10 protein-coding genes and 1 riboswitch are annotated in these 14,706 nt (G+C 72.5%); of the genes, 8 read left to right on the top strand and 2 right to left on the bottom strand.

What is annotated here, in order from left to right; translation table 11 throughout:
* The first annotated feature begins 168 nt into the window (after positions 1–168).
* Positions 169–1,404, top strand: a complete 1,236-nt coding sequence (locus ACYVOO_RS11240) for a CobW family GTP-binding protein (RefSeq protein ID WP_461015506.1) — start codon at positions 169–171, stop codon at positions 1,402–1,404.
* Positions 1,405–1,637: 233 nt separating this feature from the next.
* Here ACYVOO_RS11240 and ACYVOO_RS11235 read toward each other — a convergent pair whose 3' ends face one another.
* The gene (locus tag ACYVOO_RS11235; protein ID WP_461015505.1) at positions 1,638–4,088 is read right to left on the bottom strand and encodes a DNA gyrase/topoisomerase IV subunit A; all 2,451 of its coding nucleotides are present in this window, start codon (positions 4,086–4,088) and stop codon (positions 1,638–1,640) included.
* Between the two features lie 258 nt (positions 4,089–4,346).
* Here ACYVOO_RS11235 and ACYVOO_RS11230 point away from each other — a divergent pair, with 258 nt between their 5' ends.
* From ACYVOO_RS11230 to ACYVOO_RS11215, 4 genes are all read left to right on the top strand, one after another.
* Complete coding sequence (locus ACYVOO_RS11230) at positions 4,347–5,717, top strand: M16 family metallopeptidase (RefSeq protein ID WP_461015504.1); 1,371 nt, start codon at positions 4,347–4,349, stop codon at positions 5,715–5,717.
* A 41-nt stretch (positions 5,718–5,758) separates the two neighbouring features.
* Entirely contained in the window at positions 5,759–7,129 is a 1,371-nt protein-coding gene (locus ACYVOO_RS11225) for a M16 family metallopeptidase (protein WP_461015564.1), read from the top strand.
* Between the two features lie 256 nt (positions 7,130–7,385).
* Positions 7,386–7,543, top strand: a riboswitch (cyclic di-AMP (ydaO/yuaA leader).
* Positions 7,544–7,558: 15 nt separating this feature from the next.
* On the top strand, positions 7,559–8,383 hold the full coding sequence (locus ACYVOO_RS11220) for a M23 family metallopeptidase (protein WP_461015503.1): 825 nt from the start codon (positions 7,559–7,561) through the stop codon (positions 8,381–8,383).
* 187 nt (positions 8,384–8,570) lie between these two features.
* Positions 8,571–9,272 (top strand): GntR family transcriptional regulator, encoded by a 702-nt coding sequence (locus ACYVOO_RS11215; RefSeq protein ID WP_461015502.1) that lies wholly within the window; start codon positions 8,571–8,573, stop codon positions 9,270–9,272.
* A gap of 102 nt (positions 9,273–9,374) precedes the next feature.
* On the opposite strand, the gene ACYVOO_RS11210 is transcribed toward ACYVOO_RS11215, so the two are convergent.
* A complete protein-coding gene (locus ACYVOO_RS11210; protein ID WP_453346679.1) occupies positions 9,375–9,659 on the bottom strand; it encodes an HPr family phosphocarrier protein in 285 nt (94 codons plus the stop codon).
* 142 nt (positions 9,660–9,801) lie between these two features.
* Here ACYVOO_RS11210 and ACYVOO_RS11205 point away from each other — a divergent pair, with 142 nt between their 5' ends.
* The 3 genes from ACYVOO_RS11205 to ACYVOO_RS11195 are packed head-to-tail and all read left to right on the top strand — an operon-like array spanning position 9,802 to position 14,691.
* A complete protein-coding gene (locus ACYVOO_RS11205) occupies positions 9,802–12,807 on the top strand; it encodes a bifunctional acetate--CoA ligase family protein/GNAT family N-acetyltransferase (protein ID WP_461015501.1) in 3,006 nt (1,001 codons plus the stop codon).
* Between the two features lie 28 nt (positions 12,808–12,835).
* A complete protein-coding gene (locus tag ACYVOO_RS11200; protein WP_453346677.1) occupies positions 12,836–13,438 on the top strand; it encodes a DUF5998 family protein in 603 nt (200 codons plus the stop codon).
* A 23-nt stretch (positions 13,439–13,461) separates the two neighbouring features.
* A complete protein-coding gene (locus tag ACYVOO_RS11195) occupies positions 13,462–14,691 on the top strand; it encodes an alkaline phosphatase family protein (protein ID WP_461015500.1) in 1,230 nt (409 codons plus the stop codon).
* Positions 14,692–14,706 lie beyond the last annotated feature (15 nt).

Genomic DNA, 14,706 nt, shown 5'->3' with positions numbered 1-14,706 from the left:
CGCGACCCCGCTTCCTCCGCGATCCGGGACGGGGGTGTCGCGGCGTCGTCCCCGGTCAGACGTGCGGCCCGGAGCACAGCGCGCTGCCCGTTCCGCTACGATCGACAGCCGTTCCAGCGGCGAGGAACAGAGGAACAGCAGCCAGGGGCAGTAGCGAGGAGAGGCACTTTGGCCACACGGCGGATTCCGGTCATCGTCCTTGCGGGATTCCTCGGCTCGGGCAAGACCACCTTGCTGAACCACCTGCTCCGGAACAGCCGCGGCACCCGTATCGGTGCGATCGTCAACGACTTCGGCAGCATCGAGATCGACGCGATGACCGTGGCGGGACAGGTCGACTCCATGGTGTCGCTCGGCGACGGCTGCCTGTGCTGCGCCGTCGACACCAGCGACATGGACGAGGTGCTGGAGCGCCTGGCCCGGCCCTCGGTCGGCATGGACGTCGTCGTCGTGGAGGCGAGCGGGCTGGCCGAGCCGGAGACGCTGATCCGCATGATCCTCGCGAGCGGGAGCGAGCACATCGTCTACGGCGGGCTGGTCGAGGTCGTCGACGCGGCGGAGTTCCACAGCACCCGTGAGCGCCATCCGGAACTGGACCGTCACGTACGCGCCGCCGATCTGGTGGTGCTGAACAAGGCGGACCGGATCGCCGACGAGGAGCGCCGCGCCCTCTCGGAGACGCTGGAGGAGCTGAGTCCGGGGACGCCCGTGGTCTCCGCCGCTTACGGGCGCGTCGACCCCGCGCTGCTCTTCGAACCGGCGCGGCGCGAGCGTCCTCCCGTGGAGCAGCTTTCCTTCGACGAGCTGCTCTACGGGGCCGTCGACGAGGAAGCGGAAGCAGAAGCGGAAGCGTCCGGGGAGGGGACCGGTCACGTCGACCACTCCGGGCACCTGCACGCGGCGTACGAGAGCGTGGAGTTCAGCTCGGCCGCACCGATGGACCCCCGCCGTCTGCTGGCCTTCCTCGACAGCCGCCCCTCCGGCCTCTACCGGATCAAGGGCTTTGTCGACTTCGGCGCGGCCGACCCGGGCCGCAAGTACACGGTGCACGCCGTCGGCGGCTTCCTGCGGTTCGCCCCCTCGGAGTGGGAGCGGGACGAGGAGCGGCTGACGCAGCTCGTGATGATCGGCTCCGGCGTGGACGCGGAGGCGCTGCGGAAGGAGCTGGCGCTGTGCGCGGACGTGGGCACGGAGGCTGACGGCGCCGATCCCCAGGCGATGTGGGGCGTCCTGCGCTACGTCGACACGGAGCCCGTCGAAGCACCGGACCCACAGGGCGAGGACCCGTACGGCGGCACGGGCCCCGGCGCCGACGGAGAGGACGCCGCGCCGGACACCGACGCGCCGGACGCGGACGACGACGTGCCCTCCATCGCGGACCCGGACGACCCGTCCTCCTACTGACTGCTGATACCGGCCCGTCGCCGAACCGGCCCCGGCCCCCGGAGCACCGCGCCCGCACAGGCCGCCCCCGCACGCGTCGGGGGCGCACCCGAACAGCGCGCCCCCGGCCCCGTCACGCGTGCGAACCCGCCCCGCGCGACCCCGTCACATCACCGGCCCGTCACATCACCGGCCCCGGCCCCCGCCCCGGCCCCGGCCCGCGACCGGAACCCGGACCGGAGGCCCGGACGGGACTACACCGGTCCCGCCACCACGGCCACCGCCTTGGCCAGCGGCATGCCCGAGCCGTCGCGGCGCGGGTCCACCTCGGGCAGCTCCACGGGGACGCCGGCCTTCGAGGCGGCCCGCGCGGGAGTGGGCCCCGCCCAGGCCAGGGTCAGGCAGTCCTCGCCCTTCAGGAACCGCTGGCACCGCACCCCGCCCGTGGCCCGGCCCTTCCTCGGGTACTGGTCGAAGGGCGTCAGCTTGGCCGTGGCCTCCGTGAGCCCGGCGAAGGCGCCGCGCGAACCGGCGACGGTGAAGACCATCGCGTCCGCGGCGGGGTCCACGGCGGTGAAGGAGATGACCTTGGCCTCGCCGGTCAGCTTGATGCCGGTCATGCCGCCCGCCGCGCGGCCCTGCGGCCTGACCTGGCCCGCCTGATAGCGCAGAAGCTGCGCCTCGTCGGTGATGAAGACCAGGTCCTCCTCGCCCGTGCGCAGCTCGACGGCGCCGACGATGCGATCGCCGTCCTTGAGGGTGATGACCTCCAACTCCTCCTTGTGGGACGGATAGTCGGGCACCACCCGCTTGACCACGCCCTGCTCGGTGCCGATGGCCAGGCCGGGAGAGGACTCGTCGAGCGTGGTGAGGCAGACGACCTTCTCGTCCGCCTCCAGGGTGAGGAACTCCGCGATCTGCGCCCCGCCCGACAGGTTCGGGGACGCGGCGCTCTCGGGGAGCTGGGGCAGGTCCACGACGGTCAGCCGCAGCAGCCGTCCGGCCGAGGTCACCGCGCCGACCTCGCCGCGCGTGGTCGCGGGGACGGCCGAGACGATCACATCGTGCTTCACGCGCTTGGCCGCCTCGTCGAAGGACGGCTCGCCGTTCGCCGTGCGCGCCAGCAGGCCCGTCGAGGAGAGGAGCACCCGGCACGGGTCGTCCGAGACCTCCAGCGGCACGGACGCCACCGGGGCTCCGGCGGACTCCAGCAGCTCGGTGCGGCGCGGCGTCGCGTACTTCTTGGAGACGGCGGCCAGCTCGGAGGAGACCAGCTTGCGCAGCTCCGCGTCCGAGTCGAGGATGCGGGTCAGCTCCTCGATCTCGGCCTTGAGGCGGTCGCGCTCGCTTTCCAGCTCCAGGCGGTCGAACTTCGTGAGCCGCCGCAGCGGGGTGTCCAGGATGTACTGCGTCTGGATCTCGCTGAGCCCGAAGCGGGAGATCAGGGACGCCTTGGCCTCGGCCGCGTTCTCACTCGACCGGATGATCCTGATGACCTCGTCGATGTCGAGCAGCGCGACCAGCAGGCCCTCGACCAGGTGCAGCCGGTCCCGCCGCTTGGTGCGCCGGAACTCGCTGCGCCGCCGCACCACCTGGAAGCGGTGGTCTACATAGACCTCCAGCAGCTCCTTGAGGCCCAGCGTGAGCGGCTGGCCGTCCACCAGCGCGACGTTGTTGATGCCGAAGGACTCCTCCATCGGCGTCAGCTTGTAGAGCTGCTCCAGCACGGCCTCGGGGTGGAAGCCGTTCTTGATCTCGATCACGAGGCGCAGTCCGTGCTCGCGGTCGGTGAGGTCCTTGACGTCCGCGATGCCCTGGAGCTTCTTCGCGTTGACCAGGTCTTTGATCTTGGAGACGACCTTCTCGGGGCCGACGGTGAAGGGCAGCTCGGTGACGACCAGGCCCTTGCGGCGGGGCGTGACCTGCTCCACCGTCGCCGTGGCGCGCATCTTGAAGGAGCCACGGCCGTTCGCGTACGCGTCCTTGATGCCCTCGACGCCGACGATCCGGCCGCCCGTGGGCAGGTCGGGCCCCGGCACGAAGCGCATCAGCGTCTCCAGATCGGCGCCCGGGTGCTTGATCAGATGCCGTGCCGCGGCGATGACTTCGCCGAGGTTGTGCGGCGCCATGTTCGTCGCCATGCCGACGGCGATGCCCGAGGCGCCGTTCACCAGCAGGTTCGGATACGCGGCCGGGAGGGCTACCGGCTCCTCCTCGCTGCCGTCGTAGTTGGGCGCGAAATCGACCGTCTCCTCGTCGATCGACTCGACCATCAGACCGGCGGCGGGCGCCGAGCGGCACTCGGTGTACCGCATGGCGGCGGGAGGGTCGTCGTTGCCCAGCGAACCGAAGTTGCCGTGGCCGTCGACCAGCGGGAGCCGCATCGAGAAGGACTGGGCCATGCGGACCAGCGCGTCATAGATCGCGGAGTCACCGTGCGGGTGGAGCTTACCCATCACCTCGCCGACGACCCGGGCGCACTTGACGTACGAGCGGTCGGGGCGCAGCCCCATCTCGTGCATCTGGTACAGGATGCGGCGGTGCACCGGCTTCATCCCGTCACGGGCGTCCGGGAGGGCGCGAGAGTAGATGACCGAGTAGGCGTACTCGAGGAAGGAGCCCTGCATCTCATCGACGACGTCGATGTCGAGGATCCGCTCCTCGAAGTCGTCCGGCTGCGGGGTCTTCGTACTGCGGCGGGCCATCGCGGCTGCGGCTCCTTCGGTACGTACGGGCTAGGGGGTGTGAGGACACCCGCTGTGGGCCTGGCGGATACGACGCCGACCATTGTGGACCGCGCCGCTGACAACGGGCTCCCCGACCCGGCGGTGACGGGTGGGAGAGCCCAGTTCATGGGCGTACGGTACGGGAACTTCGCACCTTGTCCGTGCGGTTGCATACAGTGACAGAACCGCTTCACACGACGCGACACGAACTCCCGCGAGCGAAGGGACTCCAGGCACATGGGTCACATGGCCACGCCCCCGCCTGCCACCGGCGGGCTGACAGCGACCGAGCACCGGCTGGCCAACGGCCTGCGCGTGGTGCTCTCCGAGGACCATCTCACCCCGGTCGCCGCTGTCTGCCTCTGGTACGACGTCGGTTCCCGCCACGAGGTGAGGGGCCGCACAGGGCTGGCCCACCTCTTCGAACACCTCATGTTCCAAGGCTCGGCCCAGGTGACGGGCAACGGTCACTTCGAGCTTGTCCAGGGCGCCGGCGGCTCGCTGAACGGCACCACCAGCTTCGAGCGCACCAACTATTTCGAGACCATGCCGGCGCACGAGCTGGAGCTGGCGCTCTGGCTGGAGGCCGACCGCATGGGCTCCCTGCTCACGGCGCTGGACGAGGAATCGCTGGAGAACCAGCGTGACGTCGTCAAGAACGAGCGCCGCCAGCGGTACGACAACGTGCCTTACGGCACCGCCTTCGAGAAGCTGGCCGCCATGGTCTATCCCGAGGGCCACCCTTACCACCACACCCCGATCGGTTCCATGGCCGATCTGGACGCGGCCTCCCTGGAGGACGCGCGCGCCTTCTTCCGTACGTACTACGCGCCGAACAACGCCGTGCTCTCCGTCGTAGGGGACATCGATCCGGAGCAGACGCTGGCCTGGATCGAGAAGTACTTCGGCTCCATCCCCGGCCACGAGGGCAAGCAGCCGCCGCGCGACGGCTCCCTCCCCGAGACGCTGGGCGGGGACCAGCGGCAGGTGGTCGAGGAGGAGGTGCCCTCGCGCGCGCTGATGGCGGCCTACCGCCTGCCGCACGACGGCACCCGCGAGTGCGACGCGGCCGACCTCGCGCTGACCGTCCTCGGCGGCGGCGAGTCCTCCCGCCTGCACAACCGCCTGGTGCGGCGCGACAGGCTGGCCGTCGGCGCGGGCTTCGGGCTGCTGCGGCTGGCCGGGGCGCCCTCGCTGGGCTGGCTGGACGTCAAGGCGTCGAGCGGCGTGGAGATCTCCGCCATCGAGACGGCGGTGGACGAGGAGCTGAGCCGCTTCGCGCAGGAGGGGCCGACGCCAGAGGAGATGGAGCGGGCACAGGCCCAGCTCGAGCGCGAGTGGCTGGACCGGCTCGCGACGGTCGGCGGGCGCGCCGACGAACTGTGCCGGTTCGCCGTGCTGTTCGGCGATCCCCAGCTCGCGCTGAGCGCCGTGGGCCGCGTCCTGGAGGTCACGCCGGAGGAGGTGCGGTCCGTGGCGGCGGCGCGGCTGCAAAGGGACAACCGCGCCGCGCTGGTCTACGAGCCGACCGCGCCCGCCACCGAGAACGCCGAGAACGCCGAGAACGAGAACGCCGAGGACGGACAGGACGAGGAGCCCGGCCAGTGAGCGACACCGCGACCACCCCCGCAGAGAGGCCAGGCCCGAGCATGGATCTCCACCCCCAGCCCCGGGGCGGCAGCCCCAGGCCCTGGGCCTTCCCCGCGCCCGAGCGCGGCACGCTGCCCAACGGGCTCACGGTGCTGCGCTGCCACCGCCCGGGCCAGCAGGTCGTCGCCGTGGAGGTCAACCTCCTGGCCCCCCTGGAGGCCGAGCCCGAGGGCCTTGACGGCGTGGCCACGATCATGGCCCGCGCCCTGTCCGAGGGCACGGACAAGCACGACGCCGAGGAGTTCGCCTACGAGCTGGAGCGCTGCGGCGCCACCCTGGACGCGCACGCCGACCACCCGGGCGTGCGCGTCTCCCTGGAGGTCCCCGCCTCCCGGCTGCCCAAGGCGCTCGGTCTGCTCGCCGACGCGCTGCGCGCACCGGCCTTCCCCGACGGCGAGGTCGAGCGGCTGGTCAACAACCGGCTGGACGAGATCCCGCACGAGCTGGCCAACCCGGCCCGCCGCGCGGCCAAGGAGCTCTCCCACCAGCTGTTCCCCGCCGCCTCCCGCATGTCCCGGCCGCGCCAGGGCACCGAGGAGTCGGTCGCCCGTATCGATGCCGCCTCGGTCCGTGCCTTCTACGAGGCACATGTGCGCCCCGCGACGGCCACCGCCGTCGTCGTCGGCGACCTCGAAGGCGTCGATCTGGACGAGGCGCTGGCCGACTCCCTCGGCACCTGGACCGGATCGACGGCCGAGCCCCGCCCCGTGCCGCCGGTCACCGCGGACGACACGGGCCGCGTGATCATCGTGGACCGTCCGGGCGCCGTGCAGACGCAGTTGCTGATCGGCCGCATCGGCGCGGACAAGCACGACCGCGTCTGGCCCGCGCAGGTGCTGGGCACGTACTGCCTCGGCGGCACCCTCACCTCCCGGCTGGACCGCGTGCTGCGCGAGGAGAAGGGCTACACCTACGGGGTGCGCGCCTTCGGCCAGGTGCTGCGCTCAGCGCCCGAGGGCACGGGCGCCGCCATGCTCGCCATCTCCGGCTCGGTCGCCACCGAGGTGACGGGGCCCGCGCTGGAGGACCTGTGGCAGGTTCTGCGCACCCTGGCGGCCGAGGGCCTCACGGACGAGGAGCGGGACGTCGCCGTGCAGAACCTCGTGGGCGTCGCCCCGCTGCGCTACGAGACGGCCGCCGCCGTCGCGGGCACCCTCGCCGATCAGGTCGAGCAGTATCTGCCGGACGACTTCCAGGCGCGGATGTACGCGCGGCTGGCCGAGACGGGCACCGTGGAGGCCACGGCGGCCGTCGTGAACGCCTTCCCGGCCGACCGCCTGGTCACCGTCCTGGTGGGTGACGCCTCGCAGATCGCGGAGCCGGTGCGGGCGCTGGGCATCGGCGAGGTGAGCGTGGTCTCCGGGACCTGAGGCGCCGCGCCGCCCGGCGCTACGCCGCCGGAGCCGCCCGGAATGTGATGGAGGGCCCGTGAACAGTCGGCCGACTGTTCACGGGCCCTCCACATGTCGCGGCGTCATGTCCGTTTTCCCTGTCTGATTTGGCCGGTGTTGCCCCGGTGTTGGGTGTGGCATGCGCGACAAAAGACGGGATCTGTTTGGCGCCGTGCTGATGCCCGTCTTAGCGTCGTGGCCGCTGTTCGTCAGAAGTGACCGCGCCGCGGCCGACGGACAGTGATCGCCGAGTCCCCGTACGGCGCGAGCCAGGGGAGCCGGGGACCCACACGTCCCTTGGGGTGAATCGGACGCCTCCCGTACGAGGCGCCCGTAGGAGACCTTCCTGCTCCGAACCCGTCAGCTAACCCGGTAGGCGAGAAGGAAGGAAAGGAGTCACGCCAGATCATGGCGTTCATCCGTGCCACCGGTAAGCATCGTGGGCAGAGTCGTGCCCGTCGCCGTGCGGGCGTCAACGCCGCAGGCATAGCGGGCCTCGCCGCTGTCGGCGTCGTGGGCTCCGTCGCGTCCCCGGCGCTCGCCGCCAACGACGAGGCGTCCACCGTCACCGACACCGGTCTGACCCAGGCCATCGACCTGGGCGGTTCCCTCGCCGCGACCGTCGGCGACCAGGCCGAGGCCCAGCAGGCCGAGGCCGAGCGCGCCAGGGCCGAGGCCGCCGCCAAGAAGGCCGCGGCCGAGGCGAAGAAGCGTGCCGACGAGGCCAAGCGCAAGGCGGCGGCCGAGAAGGCGGAGCGCGAGCGCGAGGCCAAGGAGGCCAAGGAGCGCGCGGCCCGCAAGGCGGAGGCCAAGCGCGCCGCGCTCAACGGCTACGTCGCCCCCGTCGACAACTCCTACGTCTCCACCGGCTACCAGACCGGCGGCGGCATGTGGTCCTCCGGCAGCCACACCGGCATCGACTTCCACGCGGCCCAGGGCACCCCGGTCAAGTCCGTCGCGGCCGGTGAGGTCGTGGAGGCGGGCGACGGCGGCGCCTACGGCAACAACATCGTGATCAAGCACAAGGACGGCACGTACACGCAGTACGGCCACCTGTCGTCCATCGGCGTCTCGGTCGGCCAGTCCGTCACCTCGGGCCAGCAGATCGCCCTCTCCGGCTCCACCGGCAACTCCTCGGGCCCGCACCTCCACTTCGAGGCCCGTACGGGCCCCGACTACGGCTCGGACATGGACCCGGTCGCCTATCTGCGCCAGCACGGCGTCAAGATCTGACCGAATCCGAATCTGAATCCGGCGCCGCACCCGACGCCCAATCCGGTGCCGCACCCGACTCCGCGCGGCATCCGTGAGTATCAGGACCCCCGGCCGACACATGGCCGGGGGTCCTTTTCACGCCGTATTCACGTGAGGGGAACTCTCGCCATCGGAAATTCGACGTGGCTGCAATACAGTTCGAGTCATGCGAATTTCCGCGCACGCGGTCTGCACGGCAATCCGCGACGACATCGTCAGCGGGGCATTTCCGCCCGGCGCCCGGCTCACCGAGGAACTCCTCGCGCGGCGTTACGGAGTCTCGCGGGTCCCCGTGCGCGAGGCGCTGCGCACGCTGGAGTCCGAGGGTTTCGTGCTGACGCGCAGGCACGCGGGCGCCTGCGTGGCCGAGCCGACGGAGCAGGAGGCGGCGGATCTGCTGGAGATCCGCGCGGTGCTGGAGCCGCTGGGCGCGGCGCGCGCGGCGCAGCGGCGCACCGAGGCACACCTCAAGGTGCTGCGCGGTCTCGTGCGCCTCGGCCAGCAGCGCGTGGACCGCGGCCACCTCTCCGACCTGCGCTCCCTGGGCGACTGGTTCCACGAGACGCTGGCCCAGGCGTCCGGCAGCCCCAGCCTGACGACGCTGCTCACCCAGCTCCGGCGCAAGATCACGTGGGTGTACGCGGTGGACGTGCCCGCGCAGGCCGCCACCGTCTGGCAGGAGTACGGCGCCATCGTCGACGCGGTGGCGCGTGGCGACGCCGAGCGGGCCCGCGCGCTGACGGCCCAGCACGTGGAGCGTTCCGCGGTGCTCCACAGGCTGCGCCGCCCGGTACCGAAAGGGGTCGCGCGCAAAGCGGCCGTGAGGAGTACGAAACCTTCCGTAAACACGGCGCGCGATTCTCTTTAACACTCCCCGTATACAAAGAAGAGGAGGAATTCACAGGCGTGTGCCCGTGAATTCCTCCTGCTCTTTTCCTGCCACTGAGGGCAGAGAATCAGACGGTGCGAATCAGACGGTCTCCGGGAGTTCTTCGAGGCCCTCGGAGACGAGCTTCGCCAGACGGTCGAGCGCGGATTCCGCGTCATCCGCCTCGGAAGCCAGCACGATCTCCTCGCCGCCCTCCGCGCCGAGACCCAGCACGCCCAGCATGGAAGCGGCGTTGACCGGCGTGCCGTCCTCGCCCTTCTTCACGGTGACCGGGACGCCCGCAGCAGCCGCGGCGCGGCAGAAGATCGAGGCGGGGCGGGCGTGCAGGCCCTCGGCCCAGCCGACGGTGACGCGGCGCTCAACCATGGTGAAGCCCTTCGAATCGTGACGCTTGTGAACTGTTGTCTAGACCAGTCTCGCACGCGGTGCGAGCTGCTCCCGTGCCCCCTCAGCCTGCACTGTCGCACGTACGGGCGCGAGCCCGGCTCACAGGTCCTACCCTGACCCCATGCAGAGCCCGTCGGAGCGCGCTTACCCCACCCACTGGGAGGCCGACGTCGTCCTGCGCGACGGCGGCACGGCCCGGATCAGGCCCATCGCACCGGACGACGCCGAGCGGCTGGTGAGCTTCTACGAACGGGTCTCCGACGAGTCGAAGTACTACCGCTTCTTCGCGCCCTACCCCCGGCTCTCCGACCGCGACGTGCACCGCTTCACCCACCACGACTACGTCGACCGCGTCGGCCTGGCCGCCACCGTCGGCGGCGAGTTCATCGGCCTCGTCCGCTACGACCGCATCGACGGCACCGGACGCCCCGCCTCCGCGCCAGCGGACGAGGCCGAGGTCGCCTTCCTCGTGCGCGACGACCACCAGGGCCGCGGCGTGGCCTCCGCGCTGCTGGAGCACATCGGGGCCGTGGCCCAGGAGCGGGACATCCGCCGCTTCAGCGCCGAGGTGCTGCCGGCGAACAACAAGATGATCAAGGTGTTCACCGACGCGGGCTACTCCCAGAAGCGCAGCTTCGAGGACGGCTCCGTCCACCTCACCTTCGACCTCGAACCGACCGAGCGCTCCCTCGCCGTGATGCGCGCCCGCGAGCAGCGCGCCGAGGCCCACTCGGTGGGACGGCTGCTCGCACCCGGCTGTGTCGCCGTCATCGGCGCGGGCCGCAACCCGGGCGGCGCGGGCCGCGCCGTCCTGGAGAGCCTGCGCGCCGCCGGGTACGCGGGCCGCACGTACGCGGTCAACACCGCGCTGCCCGAGGGGCGTACGGAGCTCGGCGGCGTCCCCGCGTACCGCTCGGTGGGCGAGCTGCCCGAGTCCGTCGACCTCGCCGTCGTCGCCGTGCCCGCCGCCACCGTCACCCAGGTCGTCAAGGACTGCGGCGAGCACGGTACCCAGGGTCTGGTCGTGCTCTCCGCCGACTTCGGGCGCGACGAGCAGCGCGAACTGGTGCGGCTGGCCCGCTCGTACGGGATGCGCATCATCGGACCCAACGCCTTCGGGCTGATGAACACCGCGCCCGACGTCCGGCTCAACGCGAGCCTCTCGCCCGAGCTGCCCCGGCGCGGCGGCATCGGCCTGTTCACCCAGTCGGGCGCCATCGGCATCGCGCTGCTCACCGGGCTGCACCGGCGCGGCATGGGCCTCTCCTCCTTCGTCTCGGCGGGCAACAGAGCGGACGTCTCGGGGAACGACGTGCTCCAGTTCTGGGACGACGACCCCGGCACCGGCGTCGCGCTGCTCTACCTCGAATCCATCGGCAACCCCCGCAAGTTCACCCGCCTCGCCAAGCGCACCGCGGCGCGCAAGCCCGTCGTCGTGGTCAAGGGCGCCAGGCACAGCGGCAGCGCGCCCCCGCCGGGACACGCGGCGCCCGCCTCCCGCACCCCCGACGCGACCGTCACCTCGCTGCTGCGCCAGGCCGGAGTGATCATGGTCGAGACGGTCACCGAACTGCTCGACGCGGGCATCCTCCTGGTCAGCCAGCCCCTCCCCGCTGGGCCCCGCGTCGCCATCCTCGGCAACGCGGAGTCCCTCGCGCTCCTCACCTACGACGCCTGCCTGACGGACGACCTGCGCCCGCTGCCCGTCCGCGACCTGACGACGTCCGCCACCCCCGACGACTTCCGCCGCGCCCTGTCCGACGCGCTCGCCGACCCCGGCACGGACACGGTCGTGGTCACGGCCATCCCCTGGGTCGGGGACACGCCCGTGGGGGAGCTGGCCGACGCGCTGCGCGAGACGGCCGAGGGCGCGGACAAGCCCGTCGCTGTGGTCCACCTCGCCATCGAGGGCCTCGACGCGGCACTCGCGGAGCGCGGCATCCCCAGCTACCCGGCGGCCGAACGCGCGGCGCGCGCCCTGTCCGAGGCGGTGCGGTACGCGCGCTGGCGCGAGGAGGCGGCGGCGCCGGGGCGGGTGCCGGAGTACGAGGTGGACGAGGCCGCGGCGTCCGCGCTCATCGCCCGCGCGGCGGCCCGGAGCGCGGCACCGGCCGCGCGGGACGATGCGGGCCCCGGGGCCGGCGCCGCTTCCGGTTCGGGGCCGCGCCCTGGTTCCGAACCGGGCTCCGGTTCGGACGCAGATCCCGGCTCGGGTACGGTCTCCGGCTCCGCTTCCGTCGCGGTCCCCGGTTCGGGGGCGGCCTCCGCCTCCGAACCCGTCGCGGGTTCCGGTACGGCCCCCGCCCCCGTCGCGGGCGCCGGTTCCAGCGAGGACCCCGCCGCCCCCCACGCCGTCCCCGCCGACGACGCCCTCCCCGCCGCCGGACCCCGCGAGGCCCGGCCCACCACCGTGTCGGCCACCACCGAGGAGCGGCACCGCAGCGTGCCCCTCGGCGCGGAGGACGCCGCCGCGCTGCTGGCGTACTACGGCGTCGCCGTCCACCCCACGAGCCCCGCGCCCACCCCGGACGACGCGGCGGCTGCCGCACGGCACCTCGGCTACCCCGTCGCGCTCAAGACCACGGCGCCGCACTTGCGCCACCGCGCCGACCTGGGCGGCGTTCGGCTCGACATCGCGGGCGAGGACGGGCTGCGCCGCGCCTACGCCGAGCTGACCGAAGCGCTCGGCAAGCCGGAGGAACTGCGCCCCGTCGTCCAGGCCATGGCGCCGCGCGGCGTGGACACCGTGATCCGCGCGGCCGTCGACCCGGCCATCGGCGCCGTGCTCTCCTTCGGCCTCGCCGGGCCGCCCTCCGAACTGCTCGGCGACACCGCGCACCGGCTCGTCCCGGTCACCGACAAGGAGGCGGCGGAGCTGATACGGACCATCCGCACCGCCCCCATCCTGTTCGGCTGGCGCGGCGCGCAGCCCGTCGACACGGGCGCGCTGGAAGAGCTGCTGCTGCGCGTCTCACGGCTGCTGGACGACCATCCCGAGATCGTCACCGTCGACCTGGAACCCGTGGTCGTCGCCCCGCGCGGCCTCACCGTCCTCGGCGCCTCGGTCCGCGTGGCCGAGCCGCAGCGCCGCAGCGACCAGGGGCCACGCCGCCTGCCCGCCTACTGAGGCCCCGTGGCCCCGTAGGATGGCACTCATGGCGAAGACCGGTACGACGACCAAGGGGCTGCGCTCGGCGATCGAGCGCAGCGGATACTACCCGGCTCTCGTGGCCGAGGCCGTCGAGGCCGCGGTGGGCGGCGAGCCCGTGGCCTCCTACCTCGTGCACCAGGAGACGACGTTCGACTCCAACGAGGTACGCCGCCATGTCACGGTCCTCGTACTGACCGGCAACCGCTTCATCGTCAGCCATACCGACGAGCAGCCGGCCGACGGCACCTCGCCCTCGCCGTACGCGACGACGTCCACCGAGTCGGTGAAGGTGTCGCGCATTTCCTCGGTGGTCCTCTCCCGCGTCGTGGCCAACCCCGAGTCGTACACCCCGGGCACCCTGCCCCGCGAGGTCGTGCTGACCATCGGCTGGGGCGCCGTCTCCCGCCTCGATCTGGAGCCCGCCACCTGCGGTGACCCCAACTGCGAGGCCGACCACGGCTACACGGGCTCGACCACGGCCGACGACCTCTCGCTGCGCGTCAGCGAGGCGGCCGACGGCCCCGACACCGTCCGCCAGACCCTTGCCTTCGCCCAGGCGCTCTCGGAGGCGACGGCCGCCTCCACCAGCGCCGGGCCGCCCCAGTGAGACGAGGGGACACCCCACCGGACATGGCACAGCCCGCCACAGCAGGTCACCCCTGGCCCGACAAGCCCGACAAGCCCGGCGATCACGACGAGCCCGCACCGCTCGACCCCCGCACGGCCCCCGTGCCCCGCTACGGCGCGGGCTCCCTCGCCGATCTGCTGCCCGCGGTCACCGCGGGGCAGGGCGTGCCCGGGATGACGGCCGGGCTGTCACTCGCCCCGGCCGACCGGGTCTGCGTCTTCCTCGTGGACGGCATGGGCTGGGAGATCCTGCGGCAGCACCCGGACGAGGCGCCCTTCCTCACCTCGCTGCTCCCCGGCTCCGTCAACGGCACCGGCACCCCCCTCACCTCGGGCTTCCCCTCGACCACGGCGGCCTCGCTCGCCTCCGTCGGCACGGGCCTGGCCCCCGGCGTGCACGGCCTGCCCGGCTACACGGCGCTGAACCCGGCCACCGGCGAGCTGATGAACCAGTTGCGCTGGCAGCCGTGGACGGACCCGCACGCGTGGCAGCCGTATCCCACGGTCTTCCAGCTCGCCGACGCCGCCGGGATCGAGACCTGCCAGGTGTCGGCGCCGCACTTCCAGCACACCCCGCTGACGCAGATCGCGCTGTCGGGCGGCACCTTCTACGGCAGGCTCAGCGGCGAGGACCGCATGGACCTGGCGGCCGAACGGCTCGGTGCGGCCGACCGCTCGCTCGTCTACACCTACTACGCCGACCTCGACGGCAACGGCCACCGGCACGGCGTCGACTCTGACGCCTGGCGCGGCCAGCTCATGTACGTCGACCGGCTCGCGCAGCGGCTGGCCGAGCAGCTTCCGCCGCGCTCCGCGCTCTACATCACCGCCGACCACGGCATGGTGGACGTCCCCGACACCCCCGAGGCCCGCTTCGACGTGGACGCGGACTGGGAGCTGAACGCGGGCATCTCGCGGCTCGGCGGCGAGGGCCGGATGCGGCACCTGTACGCGGTTCCCGGCGCCGCCAGGGACGTGCACACGGTCTGGCGCGAGGTGCTGGCCGACCAGGCGTGGGTGGCGACGCGCGAGGAGGCCGTCGCGCTCGGCTGGTTCGGGCCGCACGTGGACGACCGCGTGCACGCGCGCCTCGGCGACGTGGTCGTCGCCATGAGCGGCGACGCCGCCGTCGTGGCGACCGAGCGGGAGCCCAAGGAGTCGGCGCTCGTCGGCATGCACGGCTCGGCGACGGCCGCGGAACAGCTCGTCCCGCTGCTCGAAGTCCGTACGTAGGCGCCCTCGTCCCCA

It is taken from the genome of Streptomyces daliensis (assembly GCF_054782395.1).
Note: the sequence above shows the minus strand (reverse complement) of the source record. Positions and strands in the feature narration are given on the sequence as shown.